Genomic DNA, 24,599 nt, shown 5'->3' on the forward strand with positions numbered 1-24,599 from the left:
TCATGTTAAACAGTTTTCAAATATCACATGAAGTGAATAATCAATACAGTTGTAACTATAAATTAAAGGATGACTTGGTTATAAGCTATGACCATGAAGATATTTTTAACAGGGTTATAAAAAATAACAGTACAATCATAAGCTACGGTTACTGTTTCGATGTCAGAAATCCAAATCAAAACATGAAAGAAACATTAAGTAATCTTTTAAATAATCCCTCTGAGATTCTGGAGGACATTAAATATTTAAATGGGCATTTCGTATTGATGTTTAAAACAGACAACAGCTGGAAACTGATTACAGATGCTGCAGGAATGACACCGGTCTATTTTGATGCAGCTGAAAAAATTGTGACAGTGCACAATACAGATACACTGCCGACATTAAACGGTTTATCTATTCTGGATTTGGAGGACTTTACATTATCGAGAATCAGTATAACAGACAGCAGACTGACGGATGAACGTATTGAGAGAACTGTCCTGGATCTCGTAAGCAACCAGTATAAATATTTTCTCGGTAAAGATTTAACTTTGAACTTCAGAAGAAATAAAATGAATAAAGCAATCATTTCTATACTGGGCCCGGCCCTTATGGATCAGACACTGAATCTCAGAGAGAATGATGAACTGACTGTTAAAATAGGGAACTGGATGGCACGCGAGTATAAAATGAATATCCTGGAAGAAGATGCAGAACCTTCATCAACTTATCTTGCCAATACTCATCTGATGAATTACAGCTCTTATATGAAGAAAGATATAGAATTGGCAGATGAAGAATTGGATAATTTTAATAGTTTATACAATTTGAACGATGAAAATTTAGAAGCACGCTCTAGTATAGAATATAATCTGCTGCATAAACTGAATTACAGAAATGAGCAGAAACCGATGTTGATTTATGATCCGTTCAATGTTCTGGCAATACAGGAAATCATATACAGCTTTAAAGATGCCGCAGCATTTGATCCGCTGACAAGAATTAATAAAATAATGCATCCGGCAATTGATTTTTATGACTTCTCCGAGGGCATGACATTGCTGCAGAAATATACAAAAATGAAGAAACAGAATCAAAAGATGTCAGAAGAGCTGAAGAAAGTAGTAGTGAATCAGGAATTCCTGCGGGAAGCTGAAACACAGGGGATTAGTGTATCTGAGAATCTGGACGGTAAAATTCTGGATAAAGGGATTACTGTTCATCCGGCATCCCAACTGATTAGTAAAGATGATATTTATGAAATGACATATGTGAAAAACGGTCCGGGCATGATTCTTGTTGAAAGTTACTTTAATAACCCTAAAAATGCTCACAGAATAAAAGTGGAACTAAATAATGAGTTATTTAATATCGATGAATTTCTGGAAGGAAAGTTTATACAATCAGGTTCAGAGATAAATATAAAGATGTACTATGAAAGAAATTATGATGCGGCATCATGGCAAAAAGCCGGGAAGATTACTGTTAAAGAAATAGATTAATTAAAAAGTGAAGAATTAGATTCTTCACTTTTTTAATAAATATCGTAAGGAGTATGTTTATGTCATTATCTTATATGGACTGGATAGAGAAGTACAATTTAAATTTTCAATTACATATCAAAGAAACAGAAGGAAGTCATATATATAGTCAGATTGATTTAAAAGAAATTACTGAAGACTTATTAACATTTAACAACACAGTAGTGGATGTCATTTCTACTGCTAAAATAAATGAGAAGTATTATTTTAAATTTAAGTATAAAGATAATCTAATCGGATGGTGTAGTCCAAAAGAGAGTACAATAGCATATATAAATAATCGAAAACAGGAAATTAAGATTGTTACTGCAGAAAATATAGACAATGAGCTTAATGAAATACTCGAAATAGATACACAGAAATTAAAAGATAACTGGTTTAAAATCTTTATCAGTGATTTCTACGCTATTCATAATAATGAAATTTATTGTTCAATCATATTGAAAGATGAATTACTGGGATTTATCAATTTGAAGGATATTTCATTTTTTATAAACTATAAAAAAGAATTCGAATTTATAGCAGATGAAGTGAACTTATACAAAGATAGTAAGCTTGAGAAAAAAATTATTGAAAACTTTGAACATGACAGCAAACTATATAGTTCTTTAGGCGGATTTGAAAAGTTTAATGGTGTGAGAGTAATTATTAATGGAAAAAGATATTGGACTGATATTAACAGCACAAACATAATTGTAGAGAAATCAGTCATTGAAACATTGGACGAAGTGATTATCGATGCTTTATTTTATCAGCTGCAGGAGAAAGTTAAGACACAGAATGAATTCTATAGTAATCAAATTATCAAACTTAAAAGTAACATTAAAGAATTACATGAACAGGAAAAGAAAACTAAGCAAAATATTAAAAAGTTAAAAGAAATTCTGTAATAAGAGGGTGAATTTTTGGATAAGCAATCAGTTGTTGAGGAGTTTAATGAATACTTTATAAGTGAAAATAGAGTGAAGCATATTGAAGATTTATCATATAATCTGCCGCTTAGTGAAATAAAAGGAATTAATAAGAACAATATTATAATCGGTCGGACTGCTATAAGTATACCTGAACATATATTAGAAAATTCAACAGGTAATAAAACTGTGTTTGATGCATTTACAAATAGTAAAGATGGTATTTACTATGTCGATTCGGAATATAAAAAATATTATCGTCTTGGTAATGATATAGAAGTAGAGAACTATAGTCTCAGGGAGAATGAGATTTTAAAATTTGAATTTAACTATGACAATCATGATGATATTAACTGTCATTTTATAGTTATCGAATTTTCTACAGAAAAAGGTATTTTAGCGAGGAAATATTCGAATTTGAATGGTGTACGTATTTTACCAAATAAAGAAACTAACTACCTGAGAGCTTTTATTGTCCCCGAAAATAAAGGATTTTTTTATAATTTAGAAATGAATGTAGTAAAAGAAAACATGACAGTTTTAAGCAATACGTTTTTAGAATTAAATACAGATGTAATGTATAATCCGGACACTCGGGTAACAATGAAAAAAGATAATGATAATTTATTAATTTCAGTTCCTGAATTAAATAAAAATTTCATTTACTTTTCTTATGGAATTCAGAACAACAGTTTCAATAAATTACCCGAGCAGTCATTAATTAATATTAATACGAAAAACCTTTATAAATTAATAACGCGATTTAAATTACATGATGAAATTGATTTCACACCGACTGTAATTGAATACAATAATACTGGGAAAACAAATTTAATTAAACTGACAAATGAAAGCGAGTTTATCAGATTTCAAAAGGATACAAGCGCAATTCGCTTAAGTTATAGATTTACCGGTACAGGTAAGGTCGAAATACAGCCAATTAATATTATTGAATATGAAACAGAAACAGAATATGAAATTGTTGAGTGGAATAGCCGTTATGAAATTGATACTCATATGAAAACAATTAAAAGCATAAAAGATTTGAGAATGGCAGTTATAATGGATGAGTTTACATATCATTCTTATAAATATGAAGCAGACTTACTCAGATTGACATTTGATAACTGGAAAAACGAAATAAATTCGTTTATGCCACATTTTATATTTATAGAGTCAAGCTGGCACGGAAATAATGGAGACTGGTCGAAGAAAATAGCTTATGTTACCGATGAGAAGCACAGCTATATTAAAGAATTGATTGCTTTTGCACAATCATTAAATATCCCAGTAGTATTTTGGAATAAAGAAGATCCTGTACATTATGATCATTTCATTCATACTGCTAAATTATGTGATTATATATTTACCACAGACCAAGATAGAGTCGATGACTATAAAGCTGCATGTAATCATGAGAATGTTGATGTTCTTCAATTTGCAGCACAACCGGTAAACCATAATCCATTGAAGATTCAAAAAGAAAGAGTCGATGGAATTTCATTTGCTGGTTCTTATTACGGATTGAGAGAAGAACGATCAAGGGATATGAACAGATTATTCAGAGCATCAATTCCTCATAATCTGTATATCTATGATCGCAATTATGAATATACTAAAAAAGGTGAGCGTTTAAACTTCCTTTTCCCGGAAGAATTCAGAAAGTATATTCTGGGTACATTACCATTTTATGAAATTGAAAAAGCCTATAAAGGCTATAAGTATATGATTAATATAAATACTGTGAAGACTTCTCCTACAATGTATGCCCGCCGTGTATATGAGGGTTTAGCATCGGGTACTCCTATTATTAGCAACTATAGTTTAGGAATGGAGAAACAATTTGGTGATATAATCGGTTATTCGGAGAATGTTGACGAGTTAGAAGAATATTTATCAAAACTTAATACTGATTCGAGTGAGTATAATAAAGTGAAACAGCTGGGAATAAGACGTGTACTTTCAGAACATACCTATGAACAGCGATTGTTACAAGTTGCAACAAATCTTGGTTATGATTTTACGTATGCGAATAAGAAAGTTACGGTTATAGCTTTTATTGAAAATGATAGTGATGTAAATAAAGCCATTACTATATTTGATGAAATATCTTATTCTAACAAAGAACTTTTTGTCATAGTTAAATATAATACTAATGATGTATGTTTATTGAATAACAACATTACAATTATCAATGAAAAAAGAGCTGGTGATTTCTTTGAAACGTTAAGTAAACTAGTTTCAACAGACCTTTTAGCACCAATTTGTATTAATGATTTCTATGCAGAAAACTATCTTAAGGATTTAATCATTGCTACGAAGTATACAGATGCTGAAATTATTGGTAAGAAAAGTTATTTAACTAATGAAAATGATAAATTGGCAGAAGTCAATGAGAGATCAGAACATGAATTTGTTGAATCATTAAACATCAATGCATCGATTATCCACTCAGAAATTTTTTCTAATTTTAGTCTTCTGGAAAGTTTTAAGTATCTAAAAAATGAAAAAGAGATATCTGATGTTAATTACCTTGGTATAAAGATTTATTCCAACGATAAAATGAACTATATCAAAGATGGCATTGATATTTCTAATGAACAAAAATATAACGTAATTGTATAGGATGATTATTATGGATAAAAAAGCTAGATTAAAATATATTATGCCTATGACTGGGAATAGCACTTCTAAAAATAAAGTCGAAGCAGCAGATAACATTTTAAATAATAGAATATTTAACCTGTCAAATTTTCGCGACATACATGTGGATGTTGAAAATGGATGGTCTACAGAAAGTGATTCAAGAAGTTTAAGAAGATGGCTTCACACACATATATTTCTAAGTGATTTTACAAGAGCATATGCGGAAACAAAAGACGAAAAATATTTTACTGAGAGCTTTAAATTGTTAACTGACTGGTTTAAAACATTCCCTATTGAAAAGATTGATAGTATCGATCCACTTGCGTACCATGATGAAGGTACCGCAATCAGATTGTTATTCTGGTTCAAGTATTACAATGAATTCCAAAACCTTATGAGTGAAGAGCAAACAAATCTATTTGAAGAAAAAATAGATGAACTGGGTAATCTGTTATATCAAGATGACTTTTATGCTGGCTTAAATAACCATGGAATGTTCCAGGATATGGGGTTAATCGCTTATACATTATTTAAATTTGAAAATTTTGCAGGCAATATTATTTTCAATAAAGCAATGGATAGATTAGTGACATACTTTAAAGAAGTATTTACATCAGAAGGTATTCATAAAGAACATGCGCCTTCTTATCATGTTTTATTAATTTATAGCTTAAAGCAAATCCTTCAGGCATTAGAAAAGATAGATTACTCTGACGATAGATTAGAATATTTACAAGATATATTTAGAAAAGGTGAAGATTATACAATAAATATAATCATGCCGGACTTTAAACTTCCGAATATTTCTGACAGTACTGTAATTAATATGTCTACAATTGGAAGATATAGAGAATTGTTTGATAGTGAAGAATACAAGTTCATCACTTCAGCGGGTAAAGAAGGAAAGGCACCGAGTCCTTTAATAAAAGCATATCCTGAAACAGGATATTTAATTGCGAGAAATAAATGGGAAAAAGATGCAATATACTTTTTATTTTTAGCAAGCTATCATATGCATTATCATAAACATACAGATGATTTAAGTTTCATATTATCTAAGAATGGACCAATATTTGTAGACGCAGGTCCACACAGTTATAATTACAAAGATCCGATGACTCAATATGCATATTCCCAATACGGGCACTCGACTTTGATTGTAAACGATAAATCATTACCGAGAACGGACTATAAGTTCGATGACGTATACGTCGAGAATCATTCTATTAATGATAAGGATAATGAATTTGTTATTCAAGCGAAAAATCAAAGATATGAAAATGTAATTCACACTCGTAAAGTTGATGGGAACCTTGAAGAGGAAATTTTCGCTATTAAAGATATCATTAAATCAAACGAACATAATCAATATCAACTATTGTTCCAGGTTAATGGTAATTTGAAAGTTATCCAAAACGGTAGTATCCTATCCATTTTCAAAAATAATTCTAAAATTGCTGAAATGGAAATTAAGAAAATAGAGAATATGGATAACGTAAGTGTAGAAGTGATAAGAGAAAAAAAATGGCCACAATTGATGGGCTATCAGTTCCCTAAAACTGAAACTGTTGAACCATTAAATACTGTTATGATAGAGGGTTTTAATAAATCAACAATGAAAGATGTTGAGATAGAAACGATTATAAGGTTGAAGGACTTTAAGATTACAGGTAGCAGTTCTTTTGAAAGAAAAGAAAAAGTTGTCGTACAAGGTGATATTTCATATGTATATGAAAACTATGGGCATGATAAATTAGCTGTGGTATTTAATGCAGTACATGCTCCTTATAAATATCCTTTGGAATCATACGACGATTTTTTTGATGAAAAGAATTATAACGTACTGTATATAAATGATAACCAATTTAAAATAGGCTCATCATTCATTAAAGGTAAGAGCACTAGTACGATTGAAGCAGACATAGAAAGTCTAATATTCTCTATAATTAATAGAGACAGATATTCTTTAGATGATGTTTTATTATTTGGTAGATCTAAGGCAGGCTTTGCAGCATTATACTATGGTTTGAAAAATGGATTTAGGAATATAATCTCATTTACACCATTATCAAAAATTGGTGATTATTATAATCGTCATGAGCAGTATAAAGATTTATTAATTCACTTAGCTGATAATAATAACCCTGGAAATCTAATATATCTCAACAATTATTTATTTAATGTCAGTTTAAGAAATTACCCGTACCAAAGTAATATATATATTGGTATTGGTGAGAAGGATTACCATAAGAAAAAACATACGTTACCTATAATTGAATGGTTAGAGAATAATAATATTGAGTTTAAGTATGAAGAAGAAAAGAATCTTGGTTATCAGGATACAAAAAAATTTATAACAAATGTTTTACCTGAATTATTGAAATAATAAATGTTGTCGACAAGGCCTTGTTGGCTTTCTGAAAACTTTTTAAATCTTACAAGTTTCTTAAATAAAAGGAGAATTTATTATGCTAACACCTAAAAATTACCGTTTAATTAATCCATCTGAACAAAACATAAACGAAGACGTAAGACTGATAGTATATGACAATGACACTAGTAGCTTCATAGTCAAAGAAATTATTAAGAGCGGTGAAGCTCTTGAGTTAGATGAAAAATTATTTCATGGCAACTGGGATTATAAGTATAAATTTCAAATATTACGTGAAGATAAATGGGTAGATCATGGTAGATATACAAGAATTTTACCTGAGCAAATTTCAGAAGATGGAATAAAATACTTATTATATCCTAACCAAGAAAGTGAAAAACTAGTTGTGATCTTTCAAGCGATTAATACTAAGCAATCATATAATTATATAAAAACACTAAAGGAGTTTAATGTTAACAAATTATTTATTAAAGATGATTATGGTTTAGATGAACTAACAAAAAGTTCATATTATTTAGGTGTGAAAAAAGACTTAAGTATTGCGAAGTATACTCAAAAGCTAATAAGTGATGTAGTGTCCCATTTAAATATAAAAAAAGAGAATTTGATTTTTGCTGGCTCAAGTAAAGGTGGCTACGCTGCGTTGTATCATGGCTATACTTTTGGCGCAGGTAATATCATTCCAGGCGGACCACAAATAATGTTAGGTGATTATCTGTATCAAACTAATCCAGCATCTATTCGATTTGAAATTTTCCAATCAATTGTAGGAGATTTTACTGAAGAAAATAAAGAATGGGCAAATGATCAATTATATGACGTTTTAAAGAATTCAACTGAACCTTACCCTAATACGAAAATACATATAGGGTTAAAAGAACCTCATTATAAAGAACACGTTGCATTTTTTGAAGACTGGGTAAAAAATCTTAACATTCAAAACGTAGAAATTGCAGGTGAAGATTATACTACTCATGAAGAATTAGCAGAGTTTTATCCAATTTTCTTGAATAATGAAGTTAAGCGACTTGTTAAATAAAATTATAATAGAGAATGGTGTGAGGAATTTTGAGAACGTTTTTAGCTTTTAAATTTGATGCAGATATAAGTTCAGAAGAAATTACGGAAAGTATTGATAGGGTAAAAAAACATTACTATGAAACAGTTAAAATTAACTTTGAGGTGGAAGTCCACGAATTTAGATATAAAAATTTAGGGGCAGTTATATTTGACTCGAAAACCAGTCCTTTACGTTGGAATTCCGTTGTTAGTGAAGAAGGTAAGGCATTAATTACCTATTATCCACCTCCTAATTGGAAAAAGTTTAGTGAATCTGGAGACGTCAATAATGCACCAAAAGAACTTCTGAAAAAATTGTCAGATAATAAAGAGTTAAGCAGTGAGTTTAGTACACCAACTAGTGTCTGTCTAATAGATACATACAAGGAAACTTTAGATATAATGTCTGATCCATTTGGCTTTGCAAGACTCTATGAATATAGAGGTGAGAATGGGTGGTTCTGGTCTAATAGACCTGGTGCATTACCAATCTTATCGGGAGAAGAAGCCAAGTTAGATAGAAATGCTTGGGAATTCTTTTGTAATGCTGGTTGGTTTATTGATACTACTAGTCCTATTGAAAATGTTGTACGTATAGAACCAGGAATACGAGTAAATGTATTTAATGATTCTGACTCACCAAGAAAATTAATAAATAACGGATCTTTTGATAAAATGGTTGCCCCACGACCTTATAGAAGATTTGATGCAAAAAAAATTGCTAATGATATGTTAGAAAACTTTGCATCGTTTTCTGAGTTATGGTCACTTCCTTTAGTTGTAGATTTATCTGGAGGAAAAGATTCTAGGGTATGTGCAGCAGCAGTAATCGCATCTGGTGCTGAAAATATTCAATTTAATACAATTGGTACTCTTGAAAAAGAAGTAGAAACAGCATCATTACTATTAGAAAAAGTGAATTTATCACATAAACATAACATTATAAACCCAGGTCAATCCAAAAAAAGTAGTGCTAAGAAGAGAGCACCAATTATTGATAGAGCCAAAACTATTTTTCATAACACAGATGGTGATTTATCTCCCATTACTATTCGTGGGAATTTGAATCCGGAAACTTTTTTTAGTGATATCAATAGAATATGGGTACAAGGGGCTATGGGTGAGATAGGCAAAGCTACCTTTTATGGTACAGAAAATTTGTATAAGAGACTCTTGAAACAAGGTGAAGGTGCTGCATATGATCGACTTACTCGAGCTTTTTCGGTATTAGATGGTATCAAACCTGAAATTACACATACAAGAGATAAATTTATTTTCAATGTGATTTATAAAGGTAAGACAAAAGGTTTGTCCAGTCTTTATTTGCTAGATTATTTTTATTTAGTAGAGCGTGCACGTAGATGGCTACCTCAGAGCTTAGACTTTAACAGATACTCTGCTTTTTATTCAGCTGAATTTCTCGAACAATCATTTAACATGTCATATGAAGAGAAACTCAATTTAGATGTAATTAAATCAGTAATAAGAGAGTTACTACCGGAATGGGAAGATGTTCCGTTCTATAAGAAGAAGCTAAGTGATAGGGACGAACGTACAGAAAAAGGATTAAGAATTTGGCAAACTTCAGATAAAGAAGATATAGAACTAATTTTAAATAATCCTAAAAGATGGAATGACATGTTCGATGAACAAAAAATACTTGAAATGTGGAATAAAGCTATTGAAGGTGATTTCCATCCTAATATTGAAGGTATTTTTGATAGATTAATAATGAGAGCTTGCTTTGATAATCACTTGGACAGATTAAATGGTCATCTGTCGGAAGAAGGAGCGACTGAAGAAAGAAAAAGGACTTTTAATCCTTCATCAGAACTTAATGTTAAAAGTGAAATTAGGCTAATTATATACGATAATAGTGACAAGAGAATGATGATAGATGCTGTAATTACTCCAGGAGAAGATTATGTTTTAGAAGGAAATATACTAGAATCAGATTTAAAGTATAAATATCAGGGAAAAGAAGATGGGAAATGGGTAGATATCCAAGGATATATTAATATTTAAAGATCTTTGAATAGATTAATGATAAAATTGAAATTCATTATATGTAAGAATTTCAATATAACTCTGTTTAAAATTAGATTGAATGTCAGTATCATTCAGCTCATATATTTATCTAATATACGACTTTGTTGAATTCTATACAAACGCGATTTACGATACAACGTAAATCGCGTTTGTAATTAAAGAGATATTTTAAGATATGAGTTTTTAAAAGCAGTTACTGTAGCACAGTCTGTAGAGACTTTGTTAATAAAAAATGAAAAATTATGATGATAATAATATAATTGATTCAGAGAATCTATTACAACATCTGTTTAAGAACTGAGTAATTAGTTTTATATTAAACAAGGGGGGAAAATATGAGAACTTTTTTGGCTTTTAAATTAAATGATAATATACAAGAAAGACAGCAGTTAAATAATATCAGTAATTTAAAGAATTATTATGAAGAAACTTATCTTAACTATACACTCTCCGTTGATTATCAATTTCACAAAAATATAGGCGTATTTATACTGGATGATAAATCTTCAAAACTTGAATTTCCAACTAGTGTGGAAGAAGAAAATATAAGTGTCTTAACATTTTTTCCGCCACTTAACTATAAAGATTTCAGTACAAATAAAGAAACATCTATTCTATCTATTAGCCAAGCATTAATTAAAGATAAAAAAGTTTTAAATGATTTAACAGCACCACTATTGTTCAGTTCAATAAATAAAAAAAATGACGAATTAAATATATACACGGATATACTCGGAGTTACCAGGCTTTATGTTTTAGAAAATGATAAAGGCATCTTCTGGTCCAATCGTCCTTCAGCATTGCACATATTTTCAGGACATAGAGCTAAGATGGATTTTGAAAGTTGGCAGTCTTATGCGGTTGCCGGCTGGTTTATGGATGAAGATAGTCCGTTTGAAAATGTTTATAGAGTGCCCCCATCAACAGTAATCACAGCTAAGGCAGGCACTGCAAGAAATAATCTGGTTTACATGGAGTCTACAAAAGGTATTAAAGAACTAATCGAAACTGGTAAAAATACAAATTATAGTATTGATAAATTAGTAACGAGTATTTTAGAGAATATTAATAATTATATAGAGTTGTGGAAATTAGATATTCAAGCAGATATTTCAGGAGGGAAAGATTCGCGTGTAAGTGCAGCGAGTATATTGAAATCTAATGCTGTTAACTATAGCTTTCGGACAATTAATGATATTGATGAGGAATTAAATACTTCAAAATTGTTGTTAGAAAAAGTGAACAACAATAACAACTTAAGAATATTAGATCCCGAGTTATACATTAAGAAACAGCCAGACTTAATTGAGAGAGTGGACAGATTATTATTTGAATATGATGGTGATTTTTCAACTGTGATGATTAGCTCACCTATTATAGAAACGAATGACTTTGATTCTTTAAAAGAAATAAAAATAAATGGATTTGGTGGAGAAGTTGGTAAGGGTGCATATTATTCCAATGAAAGATGGATAGCAAAGCTAGAAGCCATGGGAGAAGATGCGGCATACAAAAGACTTACTAACCATTTTGTGAAAATTGGATGTGTCTCTAAAGATTCTATCACGATAATGAAGAACAAGGTTGAAAATATCTTGAAAAATGGTAGGAATTTAAATATAGATGGATTGAAACTATTAGATTATTTTCATTTTATTGAACGTTTTAGAAGATGGACACCATTAAGTGGACAAATACATTGTTACTCTCCATTTATCAATAATATATTTATCTCATCTGCTTTAACAAACAAGCCAAGCGATAACATTAAAACAAATATGCACAATAAAATTATATCCACTTTGATTCCTGAGTGGTCTGATGTTAAGTTTTTTAAAGCTACACCTGAACAGAGTAAAGAAAAAGATTATAAAAAGCTTAGATTGTGGCAAACTAAGGATAAATACTCGATTGAAGAAATATTGAATAACTCTTCTCTTTGGAATGATGTTTTTATTGAGGATGAAGTAATAAAATTATGGCAACAAGCTAAAACTGAAGGTATACCAAACTATAAAGAAACACTCTTTCACAGGGTGGCAATGAGAGCCCGATTTAACTCTTATTTAGAAAATATAAATAAAGTAATAGATTCTAATAGTTGTTAATTAAAGAGTAGAGGTAATGAGTGAAATTATCGTTTATTTAATCCGTGAAGTGAAAATATTAATGAGATAGGAAGGTTAATGAAGGTAGACTAGAAAATGGACACAGTGAATTGAGTGAGACAGTATTATAATAGAACTAATCAATTTACGTGTGGTGTTCGTAATGAGTAGAAAAAGAACGTATGATCAAACGTTCAGAATGGAAGCAGTAAGCTTAGTTAATACCAGTAATAAATCTATCGCTGCCGTGGCCAGAGAATTAGATATACCACCACATACATTGACTCGGTGGGTTTCGATGTATGGCAATGAAGGTTCAGATGCATTTGTGGGCAGCGGTAACCTGAGCTCAGAAAAGCAGGAAGAGAGAGATTTACAGAAACAAATCAGAGATTTAGAAGAGGAGAACAGAATACTAAAAAAGGCTATGCGCATCTTTGCCAACGACCAGAAGTGATTTTTGGTTTCATCCAGGCACACCGACACGCATTCCGTGTATCAAAGATGTGTGAAGTCCTCGGTGTCTCCAAAAGTGGATTCTATCAATGGCTGAAGCATGCACCCACACCCCAGCAGGAACAAAAAACACAGCTAAAGCGTCAGATTAAAAAGGTTCACAAGCAATCCAAGGCACGGTATGGCAGTCCAAAGATCACACGGATGTTGTGGAAAGAAGGTACCGTTGTGTCTGAGCGGACTGTCAGTCAGCTGATGAAGGAAATGGGCATCCGTTCAAAAGTCGTCAAAAAATACAAAGCGACGACAAATTCCAAGCACAATCTGCCAATCTATCCAAACCACGTCGACCAGGACTTTAAAGTCAACGCACGTGGCATCATCTGGGTCTCTGATATTACCTACGTTCACACGGATGAAGGTTGGCTCTATCTGGCTACTGTGATGGACTTGTTCTCCAGACGGATCATTGGTTGGGCGATGTCGAAACGAATGACGAAGCAGCTGGTCATCAGAGCATTAAAGCGCGCTTTCCAGACGCAGCCGCCGACGGCTGGCCTGATCCATCATTCGGACAGAGGCAGTCAGTATGCCGCATTAGAATATCAGGCATTATTGGAATCTGAAGGCATTATCACCAGTATGAGCCGTAAAGGCAACTGTTATGACAATGCTTGTATCGAGTCGTTTCACAGTATTATCAAGAAAGAATTGATCCATCATGAGCGTTACAAGACTCGGTCTGAGGCGACCATGAGCATTTTTGAGTATATCGTGAGTTTTTATAATTATGAAAGAATTCATGGCTATTTGAACTATTTATCACCGATGGCATTCGAAAAAATGTACGCGTAACATGGAATTCCCGGCATATTTAAAAGCAAAACTTAAATATGTCGGGATCAAAATTGTACCAATTTAGAGGTACTTAATTTACCGTGTCCGAAATCTTGACATAGGTCCAAGATGATTACAATGATTGCTTAAGAAAAGAACTGAATCGTTTTAATCAAAGACCGTTTCAAAAGAAACCAGGGTCTCGGTTCTCCATGTTTAACGATATGGAACGTACGATCCTTCAATCTTTACCGGCTGTGCCGTTTGAGTACTGTGAATATAAAACAGTGAAGGTTTATAACAATGCCCATATCAGTTATCAGAAACATCATTATTCTGTGCCGTATCAATATATTGGGCACAGTCTAAAACTTAAAATTTATGGGAAAAAAATCCAAGTGTGGCATCAAGACTGCATGTTGTGTGGGCACGGGACATTGAATAAAGTGCCGGGCGGCTACACGACAGTTATCGATCACTTACCTGAACATAGCACAACACACGGCGAGTGGAATAGTCAGCGCTATTTAAAGTGGGCACGGCATATTGGTCCCAACGTCCATTTAGTCGTTGAAAATATGTTTTCGGATGGTCCGGAATAAAAACACTACAAACGGGTTCACGCATTATTAAAATTGGCAGACACCCATTCAGATTCCGCCCTGAACGATGCCTGCCATCATGCATTAGAACGTACATCTCATCCAGGTTATCGTTTAATCACGCAATTACTGAACACTGGCACGTCCCACTTAAAGTCTAGCACCCCAGAAAGTACGGAACAATCTTTTTTGAGAGGGGCTGATTATTATGAGCAATAATCAACAACGCTTACAAACGGTTATCGGTTAATTACGTGAGATGCGACTGACGACAATGGCGGATCAGCTTCATAGTCTGTATTTGTAGGAGCGTAATCATGCGATGACGCCACTGGATTATTTAGAAGTTATCGTCAATGAAGAGTATCAAATCAGACAAGATAACCGCATTGAACGTTATCGGAAACAAGCGACACTGTCACATAAAGAAGCAAAGATTTCAGATGTTCGCTATGAATCCAGCAGAGGCTTGCGTAAAGAAAGCATTGAACAACTTTCAACTAACCATTATATTCAACATCATCGCAATGTCATCGTTCAAGGTGCCACAGACACGGGTAAAAGTTATTTAGCCAATGCGTTGGTCAATCATGCGATTGAATCTGGATTTACAGGGAGGTATTATCGGATGACTGAGTTATTGAATGATATTGATCTGGCTGAACTTCATGGCAATTTAGGTAAATTGTTGAAGAAACTCATGAAAGTAGATGTGCTTGTGATTGATGATTTCCTCTTAACGTCGACTAAAGAACAGGAACAAAAGCATTTGATGGAAGTCTTTGAGTTAAGAAGTCGTGAGAAATCTTTAATTTTGTGTTCACAGATGTCTTCGGCAGAATGGCACAAGAAATTAGGTGAGGGTGCGATTGCGGACGCTATTTTAGATCGTGCATGTTCAAAATCCTATAAACTCATCTTAAATGGTGAATCCTTACGTAAAATCGATGGTATCGATACGCCGATTTAAGTGGTAATGATAAACGCGATTTACGATACCACGTAAATCGCGTTCGTCATTACCACTTTGACTGCTAAACTAAAGTGAACAGTTTTTTCATATTGCATATAATTCATATTAAAATTAAAAAGAAAATAAGTACCAATAACATAAAGTAATGAGGCATCTTTTAATAATTTATTTATCTATTTAAATCCTTTCAATTAATTTTCTTAATAGCGGTTGTGACATTGGAATATCATATTTATTAGAATTACCAATGTTTATATCTGGACATATATCATATATTTTTTCATAAGCATAAGTAAGTGCATTTTGGTCTAAAGTCCAAGAATTCTCTTTATCCAAGTTATTTATAATATAAGTCCTCACTAAATTAAGAAATTCATGAGATTTAGAATTGTTTTTTAAAAAAACATAACCTGCCATGATCCTTCTCCAAGGGAACAAAGATAATAGAGCTGGTGAAAAAGGAATGGATAAATCGTGTGCAGTTATTTTTGATAGATATGTTTCTAACTCGTCATTAATGAAAAAATCTGCATCCATAATAAAGATATCGTTATCATTTTGATTCATAATATTTTTTGCGATAACATATCTTGAACAAGCATAATAGGTTTTTGAATCTTTAACAAATTCTGGATAAATCTCATAGGAAAAAGTGGGTACAGTAATTGGAGATTTTGGTCTGATATAGTCTATTAGATTTTCATAAAGTGACTTTGCCTCTTTAATGGCGTCATTGCTCGTATTATTGTAATCTACGATATGGAAATGAAAATGATAATTACGTAAAGCAATAATAGAATAAAATAATTGTATACTATAGTATTTTAAAAATTGTGCATCCATTGATAATAATATTGTAATCCCTGTTCTATTTTCTATGAGAGAATCATGGAATACTATTTCAGGAGTATAATTAATTCCATCAACAATGCTAGTATAAGTGTAGGATCCGATGTCGATTTTCATAGATTTTATATAATTCTCTTCAAACTCGTGAGATTTATTAAATGCTTTAATCGCTAAATTACGTTTTCCAATGTAGCTATAATATAATCCTATAAAAAGAGTGGAAAATTCTAAGTTTATCTGTTCTAACTTAAAAATACGTGAATTAATATACTCATGTAAACGAATATCATTTAAAGTGATGCCGTTATTAATATCTTGAAATGAAAAATTGGAAAGACCGAAATGTTTTAGTGCCTTGTTTAAATTTAATACCTCTTCAATATAAAATAAAATATTTTTCCAGAGCAATGGAATTTCAGTATTCGTATCTTTACTTATTTCAATTAAAAGGTTCAAATTATTATGAGAAGTATCAGGATTGTTCCAAATATTTCTCATACTATTTGCGAAAGCTGTTCTTATTTCTGGTATATGGTTAATGGAATAATTATCCCAGTATATTTCTAGTGTTTTCTTAAATTCCTCTAATGATATATGTGATATATCATTGAATAATTCATCTAAAATTTTATCATTATATAACTTCATGTATTTAGTTTTATCAGTCCACTTATTATCGTTTTTAATTTGTAATTTATATTTGAAATCTGCCAAATTATTCAAGATAGAATCATCCTCAATTTCGTAAAAACTATTAGAGGGTATTATTTCAATTTTGTCAAATTTTTTCATATTCATATTATATATGACAAGTCTCGTTTCAGATGAAATGTCCATTTTTTTAGGATATATTCTCATTAACCTTATCTGCTCCTTTATATAAAAAACCTTTCTATAGTTAATAATAATATATAAAAGGTAAATAAAACAAGTTAATGTATATTAGTTGTGTTTGGCAACTAAAAAAACATAGGACTGCTGTAACTGCTAAACTAGACACAACAGTTGGGCATGCGGACAAAATCTTAGACTAAATTGGTTAGGAGGAAGTCGATGTATGCATATAAGGAAAAATTAAAAGCTATAAATCTTTATTTTAAATACGAATCATACGCTGCTGTAATAAACGAACTCGGGTACCCTTCACGTTTGGCACTTAGAAACTGGATAGAAGGACACAAACGGCATGGTGACGTTAAAAAGGAAATTACTCGTCGGTCAAAATACACAGAAAAACAGAAACAGACGGCAGTGGCTCATTATTTAGAGTATGGTAAGTGTTATTCTCGTACAATTAGAATGCTGGGGTATCCAAGTCGTGCGCTTTTAACGAATTGGGTAATGGAAATGGCACCTCAGTCTCGTAAATTTAAAAGAAATGGGATAAACTTAACATCAAAAGAAAAAGAAGCTGGTGTTTTACTCACTCGTAATACATCTGCACAGAAAATAGCGGATGATATGGGAGTTAGCCGAGAGTCTCATTACCAGTATAAAGACCAGCTGCTTGGCAAAGGTGTGTCTATCAATAAAATGAAGAAACCTAGTGATACAGACGTTAATAAATTGAAAGACCAAGTCAAGCAACTTCAGGATGAGCTATCTCAACTTCAAATGCAAAAAGATATACTAGAGAAAGCAGGAGAAATTATAAAAAAAGACCAGAGCATCTTTCTGGAAGCGCTGACTAACCAAGAAAAAACAACCCTGATTGATGCCCTTCGTCCAAAGTACAAACTGTCTCAATTATTAACATCTATTGACATTCCCAAAAGTAGTTATTGTTACCATAAGAAACAACTTGCTCTGCGGAATAAATACAACTATGTGCGGGTTCAAATTATTGATGTTTTCAAAGCAGGTAAGCGTCGTTACGGTTACCGACGAATACATGCGTCATTAAAAAATATAGGGATTATCCTGTCGGAAAAAATAGTGCGACATATCATGAGAGAAAAAAATCTCGTTTTGGAATCTATTAAAATGAGAAAATATAGTTCGTATGGTGAAGATATCACCTGATGTTTCTAATGTTTTAAAACGTAATCTTAAAGCATATAAAATAAATGGATTACAGATATTACGGACTTTTGTATACCTAGCGGTAAAGTATATATCCAATGATTGACTGTTTTGATGGTGCTATCGTGAGTTGGACAATGAGTACCACCCCTAATGCAGAGTTAGTTAATACCATGCTGGATCAGGCGATGCAAACGTTACAGGAGGGCGAGAGACCAGTCATTCATACGGATCGGGGTGCGCATTATCGTTGGCATGGATGGATTGATCGAATGGATAGTCATGACTTAATACGATCAATGTCCAAAAAAGGCTGTTCTCCCGATAACACTGCATGTGAGGGCTTCTTTGGACGGTTAAAAAACGAGTTCTTTTATGGCGAATCCTGGTTGGATGCCTCTCTTGAAAATTTTATCGAACAATTAGATGAATATCTTGTATGGTATAACCATGAAAGAATCAAACTATCATTAGGTGGAATGAGTATTATAAAACATCGCGAAACCTTGAGTTGTGTGGCATAGTAGTCAAAATAATACGATTCAAACAGTGAAGCTATAAGAGTAACAATTAGATTTACACTGTTATATTAGATACATTTAACAATTAATGGTCTAAGAAAATATCTGCACCCCCGTTTTGCTCATTAATTTTGAACACTTTATGACTAAAGAAAAGATAAGAAAATTTTTGAAACGACAGATAAATAGCAGGGTGGTAGTTTTTGATTTTTAACATGTAATAAACATATGAAATTATACGAATGGACTAAACCTTAATTTATTTCTAATAATCATTTGCTATTCTAATTTATAGTTACATGTATTATAATGTCAGGTCTAAAATTGTGGTAAAATATAATTTAATAGACTTATGGAGGGCATATGTGATGAAGGGTTTTTTATACTTATTTCAAAAGAAAAAAAAGATGCATAATTCTGATAGTATTTTAAAAGCAATCGATCTATTAAAGGAAGCAAATCACTCATTTAATATAAAAGAAACTGAACAAATGAGAAGTATTATATATACTAATGAAATGACTAAAAAATATTCTGATTATATATCTTTTAAGCATATTTCTTACATCGGACAATTTGTTGACAGTCCAAAGATAATATGTGAGCAACTAGCAAATCTTAATGAAGAAGAATTAAGAAATTATGTGAGTAATCTCAGAGGTGCATTTGCTTTAGCAATCTCTGATTATAAAAATGAAACCATGAAATTTTTCACTCATATATTTAGAATTGATAATGTTTTTTATCGTGAGACCGAAAATGAGATTATAGTAGGAACGGATCCACTTATAGTTAGTGCAGTATCTAATGAAAATTTAAAGCCAGAGATAGATATATCCAACAGTGTTTCATTCTTAATGAATGGTTATTTTGCAGATGAGAAAACCCTTTTTAAAGGAGTAGAGCTAGTCCCGCCAAATAGTGTAATGGATGTAAGTAAGGATGGTATAAGTATTCAATATATAGATAATTCTATAGAAGAAATGTTTACAATTAAACCCAATAAAGAAATTAATAATGCAATCAAAGAAAACTATATTGATGCTTTTAAAGCTGTCCCTAAAACTTCCAGTATTAATATAGGAGTGACTGGAGGGAAAGATAGTAGATTAGCACTACTGGGCCTATTAGAAGCCGGATATGATGTGAAAACTAATACTAGAGGTTTTTCTGATAATCCAGATGTCATAGTTGCAGAGAAGCTTACCCAAAAATTGAATTTAACACATAAAATTAACGAACCTAAAATTTTAGATAGTAAAGGTATGAACGTAAACCTTGAGATGAAAGCGTTACAAGCAATGATAGCTACTTCCGGCCAGGTTTATGGTTATGAAAATATTAAATATCAGCCGGAATATAAGGGAAATATAGGGGTTACTGGTGTTGCTGCTCTCACAATGAAAGGTGGATACAGTAATTTAAATAATTTATCTCCTGCTGATCCATATAAAGAGATGCTTAGACGATTCATGCCATTAGAAGATTTACTTGTTGAAGGTAAATCGACGGCATATAAACAAACACTTAAGAACTTGGTTACTTCTGATTTTCAAGATGCACAATATAAACATGCCTTATTTTATAGAAATGGAAGATGGACGAGTGGGACAAGATTAGCAAAATCTTATTCAAGTGATATGTATTCACCATACTATGATAATGTATTTACTAAGTCGATTATGAAGATACAGAAACAATATCTGGATAATGGTTTTGCACAATATACATTAATGAACAAGTTGAATGGTCCAATATCTTTAATGCCGTTAGTTGGTTCAAGATGGGGATTTGAAAAAAATAAGCCAGTCAAACCTGAAAATTATACCGGATGGCTTAATAGAACACCAATGTATCCCACAACTAAACTTGCAAATTATAATTGGAGAAATCTAACATTACCGGATAATACTATTATTAGAGAAGAGTTTAAAAATATTCTTTTGAGAGATTCGAAACATCCTATTTATGAAGTCGTTGATTTCTCTAAACTTAAGAATCTGCTTGAGAGTCAATTAACAAGTAAGCACTTAAAGTTTATGTGGGCGTTATTGTCTCTTTATTCTTACATTAATTATTTAAATGGAGAAACTGTCAAATCTAAAGATTTGAATATAAGAATTCCAGAAACCATAGTCAATGAGTTAAAGAGTACACCTGTTACATTTGATTTAACTTTTGATATATTTTCAACTAATAAAAGTCTTGAAGTTATAAGTTCAGGGAAAAAAGTTACTGTAAAAAGTAATTCAAGTCATGAAAATGATAAGAATAAATATTTAACGATTTTTAATAGTAATATCTCTAATGCAGTAAGAAATGAGAAAACACTTTTAAAAGAACGTAAAGAAATCACCTTCAATATGCATTTAAGTTATTCAGGGCAACTACCTTTAAGATACTGTTTGATATTTTTTGACAGTAATAATAAGAAAATTGAAGCGAAGTGGTTTAATAGAACTATCAACAAAAATATTAAAAATTTAGACGGATCCTCAAAGATACCTGATAATGCAGAAACGTATAAAATAGCAGTTAAATTTCCTAATGATTTTTCAGGAGAGTTAAATGTTGATTACTTTTTCAGTGTTATACAATAATACACAATTTTATTGCAAAACCTGCAATAAGTATTTAATTATAAGGAGTTTGTAATGAAAAATAGTAATGAACGAAAAAGAGTAGAATTATTTTTAAATGACGAATGGTTAGTGAGAAAGGGGTTCACTCCGCTAGATATTTCAAAAGGGATTAATTGGAACTACCAGCACAGCAATAATGCAGCAACATATCAAACATATATACACAGTTTAGGTATTTTAAATGATTTACTGAAAATATCTAAAGCTGACAACAATCTTAAATTAGAAAAGAAAGCAAAAGATTTAATATTAGATTGGAATAGTACTGATCATAAAAAAGGTAAAAACTATGCATGGAAAGAACACCCTGTTTCCAGTCGCATAAATAATATTATAGCTTTTCAATCAAATGCAGCAAAGCATAAGCTATCACAAAAGGTATTTGATAAGCTTGTAATTGATCATTGTTTTTATTTATCCAATGAGAGGAATTACAAATTTAATAATCATGGACTCATGATGGATAATGCATTAATAAATGCAGCTTCACATTTAGCAGATCCAGAAAAGAAAAAATTATATATTGAGAAAGCTCTATATCGCATCCGTTATGCCATTCAAAGAGATTTCTCAAGAAATGGTGTACACTTAGAAAACTCTCCAGAGTACCATAGAATGATTCTGATGATTTATAGAAGTATAGAGAAAAAACTTAAAGAACTCAGAATTCCACTAGGGAAACAGGAAATAGAAATACTGAAGCTCGCTCATAATTTTAGAGGGTATATAATCCAGCCTAATAATGTATATCCAATGATTGGTGATACTGGAAATATTCCTGATTCTAGAATTAAAAAGATTTTTCGTGATTTTCATGATTCTGAAGCAGGAATTACAATATTCAATAACCTCAATGAAGAAGAACCTGAGAATAGTTCAATGATGATTTTTAAATCTGGTTATTTTAATAAAACACATAAACATTATGATGATTTATCAACTTATCTTTATCTAGAAGGAGAGGAACTGCTAATAGATTCTGGTAAGTATAGTTATGTTATCAGTGATCCTGTGAGACAGCATGTAGTTTCACCAAAAGGGCACAATGTTATCAATCTTCCTGGACAAGATTACAAACTTGTTAATCCGTTTCAAGAGCAGTTTAACTTGAAGATTACTAAGCGGGTTTCTAAGACGAATTATAAGTTGGTAACAGGAATTAACAAGCTTTATAAAGGTACCACTTTAACAAGATATAATATTTTGACAAAAGAAAATGTCTGCATAATATTAGACAGAGTGGTTTCAAGAGACAGTAAAGAAGCTTATCAAAATTTTAATATAAATGAAAATGCAGAAATAAAAAAAATAACTGATCTTGAATATGAAATTACGTTAAATGATAAATTATATAATATTCAAACCTACAACAGAGCAGGATCAAATATAAAAAGTGAAATCGAGAATGGATATATTTCCAGAAAGTTTGGAGATTACCAGGAGAATGAGAGAATTTTATTTAAGCAGGAAGGGAAAAACTTAACTTATATTACTGTGATCCATAATGTAAAAGATGATATTGAGGTAGATTACGTTAATTTAAAACTAAGTAAATTGACATATAGTATTAATGGTAAAGAAGTAAGTATAGATTTATAAGAATCAATAATACTTATCGTTTAAAGTCTTAATGAGGTAGTGATATTTTGAATAAACAAGAGCTGCTAAATATAATTAAAAATAATGAATCTGAATTTAAAGGTGAGAAGCATAATATTAAGCATCTGTTTTTGCCAAATGAAAATTCTGATTATTTAATAGTTGTTTTTTCTGGTTTTCATGGAGGTGAAGTAGCAAAAAAGCCACCTGTTTATAACTATATTAATACATTAAAAGATGTAAATATTAATAAGCTTTTTATTATGGATAATGTGGATAATACACCAGTTTATTACTATGGAACAGAGGGAACAGATTCATATCTTAAAGATACAACTCATTTAGTTAACCATTATGCAGAGAAATTAAGTATTAAAAAATCTAACATAATAACAACAGGATCATCAAAAGGTGGTACAGGATCACTCATTGTTGGTCTAGATATAGGTGTTGGTCATATTATATCTGCAGCAAATCAACTGAATGTTGGTACTTACCTAAATTCATTACCAAAAGTAAGAGAATTAATATTTAATATGATATTTGGAAGAAATGATGACTCTTATGTAGAATTATTAGACCAAAAATTCAGAGAAAAAATACTAGTCAATAGTACAGAATCTAATTTATATTTTCATGCCGGAACGCGGGATTCCCATTATATAAAACACATGAAACCAATGCTTGCACATTTTGACAGTAAAAAGATATATTATGAATTAGACTTGAAAAACTATGTAGGGCATAACTCAGTTATTTACTTTTACCCTGAATATTTAAAAAGAAAAATTAATGAAATTCTTAACTTACCTAAAATAAAAAAACCAGATGTAAGTAAAGATGAGAAAGAAATTATTATTGATGTTAACGTTTCAAAATATAGAAAAGCAACTCATTACTATCAAGTGGAATTGGATTTGGTTAATGGAAATAGACTGGTATCTGAGTTTAAAAAAGATCTGAAGCATTTGTTTACAGTAGAAGCAAAAGAGATTAGGAGTGTGAGTATAATCTTAAAAGAATATGAAATCATTAGAGATGCGAGAAATTTTAACTTTGATGAAATCAATTCAAAATTAGATATACTGCGCTTGAAGAATTTAATCAGGAATGAATGGATTACTAATAAAGGGGAAAAGATTAGTAATACCAATATGGTTAGAACAAAAAAACTACCCTACACCTCATTGAACGATTATATAGTCACAGGTAGCGTATCTGTTTCGTATTATTCTGGTGATATTTTTATAAAGTCAACTAGAGTGACAGGAAGAGTTTCTGAATTACCATTTTATATAGAAAAAGTTTCTGAAGCTGACAGTATAGTTTTAAGCTTTAATAAAAAATGGCTTGGTAAAATGAAATTAACCACTTTATAGATTATTTAATTAAAACACCTGGGATCTCTTA

The 24,599-nt window shown here is 31.3% G+C and carries 13 protein-coding genes and 2 pseudogenes; 14 read left to right on the forward strand and 1 reads right to left on the reverse strand.

The window, feature by feature from the left end; all coding sequences use genetic code 11:
• Positions 1-2 precede the first annotated feature (2 nt).
• From HNR41_RS02960 to HNR41_RS03005, 10 genes and pseudogenes are all read left to right on the forward strand, one after another.
• Complete coding sequence (locus tag HNR41_RS02960) at positions 3-1,484, forward strand: hypothetical protein (RefSeq protein WP_184281591.1); 1,482 nt, start codon at positions 3-5, stop codon at positions 1,482-1,484.
• 59 nt (positions 1,485-1,543) lie between these two features.
• Positions 1,544-2,413 carry a GW dipeptide domain-containing protein gene (locus HNR41_RS02965; protein ID WP_184281593.1) on the forward strand — a complete coding sequence of 290 codons (870 nt, stop codon included), beginning with the start codon at positions 1,544-1,546 and terminating at the stop codon, positions 2,411-2,413.
• 15 nt (positions 2,414-2,428) lie between these two features.
• Positions 2,429-5,059 carry a CgeB family protein gene (locus HNR41_RS02970; protein ID WP_184281595.1) on the forward strand — a complete coding sequence of 877 codons (2,631 nt, stop codon included), beginning with the start codon at positions 2,429-2,431 and terminating at the stop codon, positions 5,057-5,059.
• Positions 5,060-5,069: 10 nt separating this feature from the next.
• Positions 5,070-7,466 carry a heparinase II/III domain-containing protein gene (locus HNR41_RS02975; protein ID WP_184281597.1) on the forward strand — a complete coding sequence of 799 codons (2,397 nt, stop codon included), beginning with the start codon at positions 5,070-5,072 and terminating at the stop codon, positions 7,464-7,466.
• Positions 7,467-7,548: 82 nt separating this feature from the next.
• Positions 7,549-8,511 (forward strand): hypothetical protein, encoded by a 963-nt coding sequence (locus HNR41_RS02980; RefSeq protein ID WP_184281599.1) that lies wholly within the window; start codon positions 7,549-7,551, stop codon positions 8,509-8,511.
• A 29-nt stretch (positions 8,512-8,540) separates the two neighbouring features.
• Complete coding sequence (locus tag HNR41_RS02985; protein WP_184281601.1) at positions 8,541-10,556, forward strand: hypothetical protein; 2,016 nt, start codon at positions 8,541-8,543, stop codon at positions 10,554-10,556.
• Positions 10,557-10,915: 359 nt separating this feature from the next.
• Positions 10,916-12,688 carry a hypothetical protein gene (locus HNR41_RS02990; protein WP_184281603.1) on the forward strand — a complete coding sequence of 591 codons (1,773 nt, stop codon included), beginning with the start codon at positions 10,916-10,918 and terminating at the stop codon, positions 12,686-12,688.
• A 163-nt stretch (positions 12,689-12,851) separates the two neighbouring features.
• Positions 12,852-13,999, forward strand: a pseudogene (locus HNR41_RS02995) (IS3 family transposase).
• 206 nt (positions 14,000-14,205) lie between these two features.
• The gene (locus HNR41_RS03000) at positions 14,206-14,583 is read left to right on the forward strand and encodes a Mu transposase domain-containing protein (RefSeq protein WP_184281605.1); all 378 of its coding nucleotides are present in this window, start codon (positions 14,206-14,208) and stop codon (positions 14,581-14,583) included.
• 322 nt (positions 14,584-14,905) lie between these two features.
• Positions 14,906-15,553: an ATP-binding protein gene (locus tag HNR41_RS03005; protein WP_184281607.1), complete on the forward strand. Its 648-nt coding sequence runs from the start codon at positions 14,906-14,908 to the stop codon at positions 15,551-15,553.
• A gap of 180 nt (positions 15,554-15,733) precedes the next feature.
• Here HNR41_RS03005 and HNR41_RS03010 read toward each other — a convergent pair whose 3' ends face one another.
• Positions 15,734-17,197 carry a hypothetical protein gene (locus HNR41_RS03010; protein ID WP_186100389.1) on the reverse strand — a complete coding sequence of 488 codons (1,464 nt, stop codon included), beginning with the start codon at positions 17,195-17,197 and terminating at the stop codon, positions 15,734-15,736.
• A gap of 261 nt (positions 17,198-17,458) precedes the next feature.
• On the opposite strand from HNR41_RS03010, the pseudogene HNR41_RS03015 reads away from it, so the two are divergent.
• The 4 genes and pseudogenes from HNR41_RS03015 (at position 17,459) to HNR41_RS03030 (ending at position 24,568) form a co-directional block, all read left to right on the forward strand.
• Positions 17,459-18,951, forward strand: a pseudogene (locus tag HNR41_RS03015) (IS3 family transposase).
• A 365-nt stretch (positions 18,952-19,316) separates the two neighbouring features.
• The gene (locus HNR41_RS03020) at positions 19,317-21,548 is read left to right on the forward strand and encodes a class II glutamine amidotransferase domain-containing protein (protein ID WP_184281611.1); all 2,232 of its coding nucleotides are present in this window, start codon (positions 19,317-19,319) and stop codon (positions 21,546-21,548) included.
• A gap of 54 nt (positions 21,549-21,602) precedes the next feature.
• Positions 21,603-23,189 (forward strand): heparinase II/III domain-containing protein, encoded by a 1,587-nt coding sequence (locus HNR41_RS03025; protein WP_184281613.1) that lies wholly within the window; start codon positions 21,603-21,605, stop codon positions 23,187-23,189.
• A 47-nt stretch (positions 23,190-23,236) separates the two neighbouring features.
• Positions 23,237-24,568, forward strand: a complete 1,332-nt coding sequence (locus HNR41_RS03030) for a hypothetical protein (RefSeq protein WP_184281615.1) — start codon at positions 23,237-23,239, stop codon at positions 24,566-24,568.
• Positions 24,569-24,599 lie beyond the last annotated feature (31 nt).

The organism is Jeotgalicoccus coquinae, from assembly GCF_014207425.1.
In the GTDB taxonomy this organism is placed as follows: Bacteria; Bacillota; Bacilli; order Staphylococcales; family Salinicoccaceae; genus Jeotgalicoccus; species Jeotgalicoccus coquinae.

Excerpts from the sequence above, each read along its gene's own strand:
- HNR41_RS02975 (WP_184281597.1), top strand. The coding sequence starts at position 5,070 with ATGGATAAAAAAGCTAGATTAAAATATATTATGCCTATGACTGGGAAT.
- HNR41_RS02990 (WP_184281603.1), top strand. The coding sequence starts at position 10,916 with ATGAGAACTTTTTTGGCTTTTAAATTAAATGATAATATACAAGAAAGA.
- HNR41_RS03005 (WP_184281607.1), top strand. The coding sequence starts at position 14,906 with ATGACGCCACTGGATTATTTAGAAGTTATCGTCAATGAAGAGTATCAA.
- HNR41_RS03025 (WP_184281613.1), top strand. The coding sequence starts at position 21,603 with ATGAAAAATAGTAATGAACGAAAAAGAGTAGAATTATTTTTAAATGAC.
- HNR41_RS02965 (WP_184281593.1), top strand. The coding sequence starts at position 1,544 with ATGTCATTATCTTATATGGACTGGATAGAGAAGTACAATTTAAATTTT.
- HNR41_RS02960 (WP_184281591.1), top strand. The coding sequence starts at position 3 with ATGTTAAACAGTTTTCAAATATCACATGAAGTGAATAATCAATACAGT.
- HNR41_RS03020 (WP_184281611.1), top strand. The coding sequence starts at position 19,317 with ATGAAGGGTTTTTTATACTTATTTCAAAAGAAAAAAAAGATGCATAAT.
- HNR41_RS03010 (WP_186100389.1), bottom strand. The coding sequence starts at position 17,197 with ATGAAAAAATTTGACAAAATTGAAATAATACCCTCTAATAGTTTTTAC.
- HNR41_RS02980 (WP_184281599.1), top strand. The coding sequence starts at position 7,549 with ATGCTAACACCTAAAAATTACCGTTTAATTAATCCATCTGAACAAAAC.
- HNR41_RS03000 (WP_184281605.1), top strand. The coding sequence starts at position 14,206 with ATGGAACGTACGATCCTTCAATCTTTACCGGCTGTGCCGTTTGAGTAC.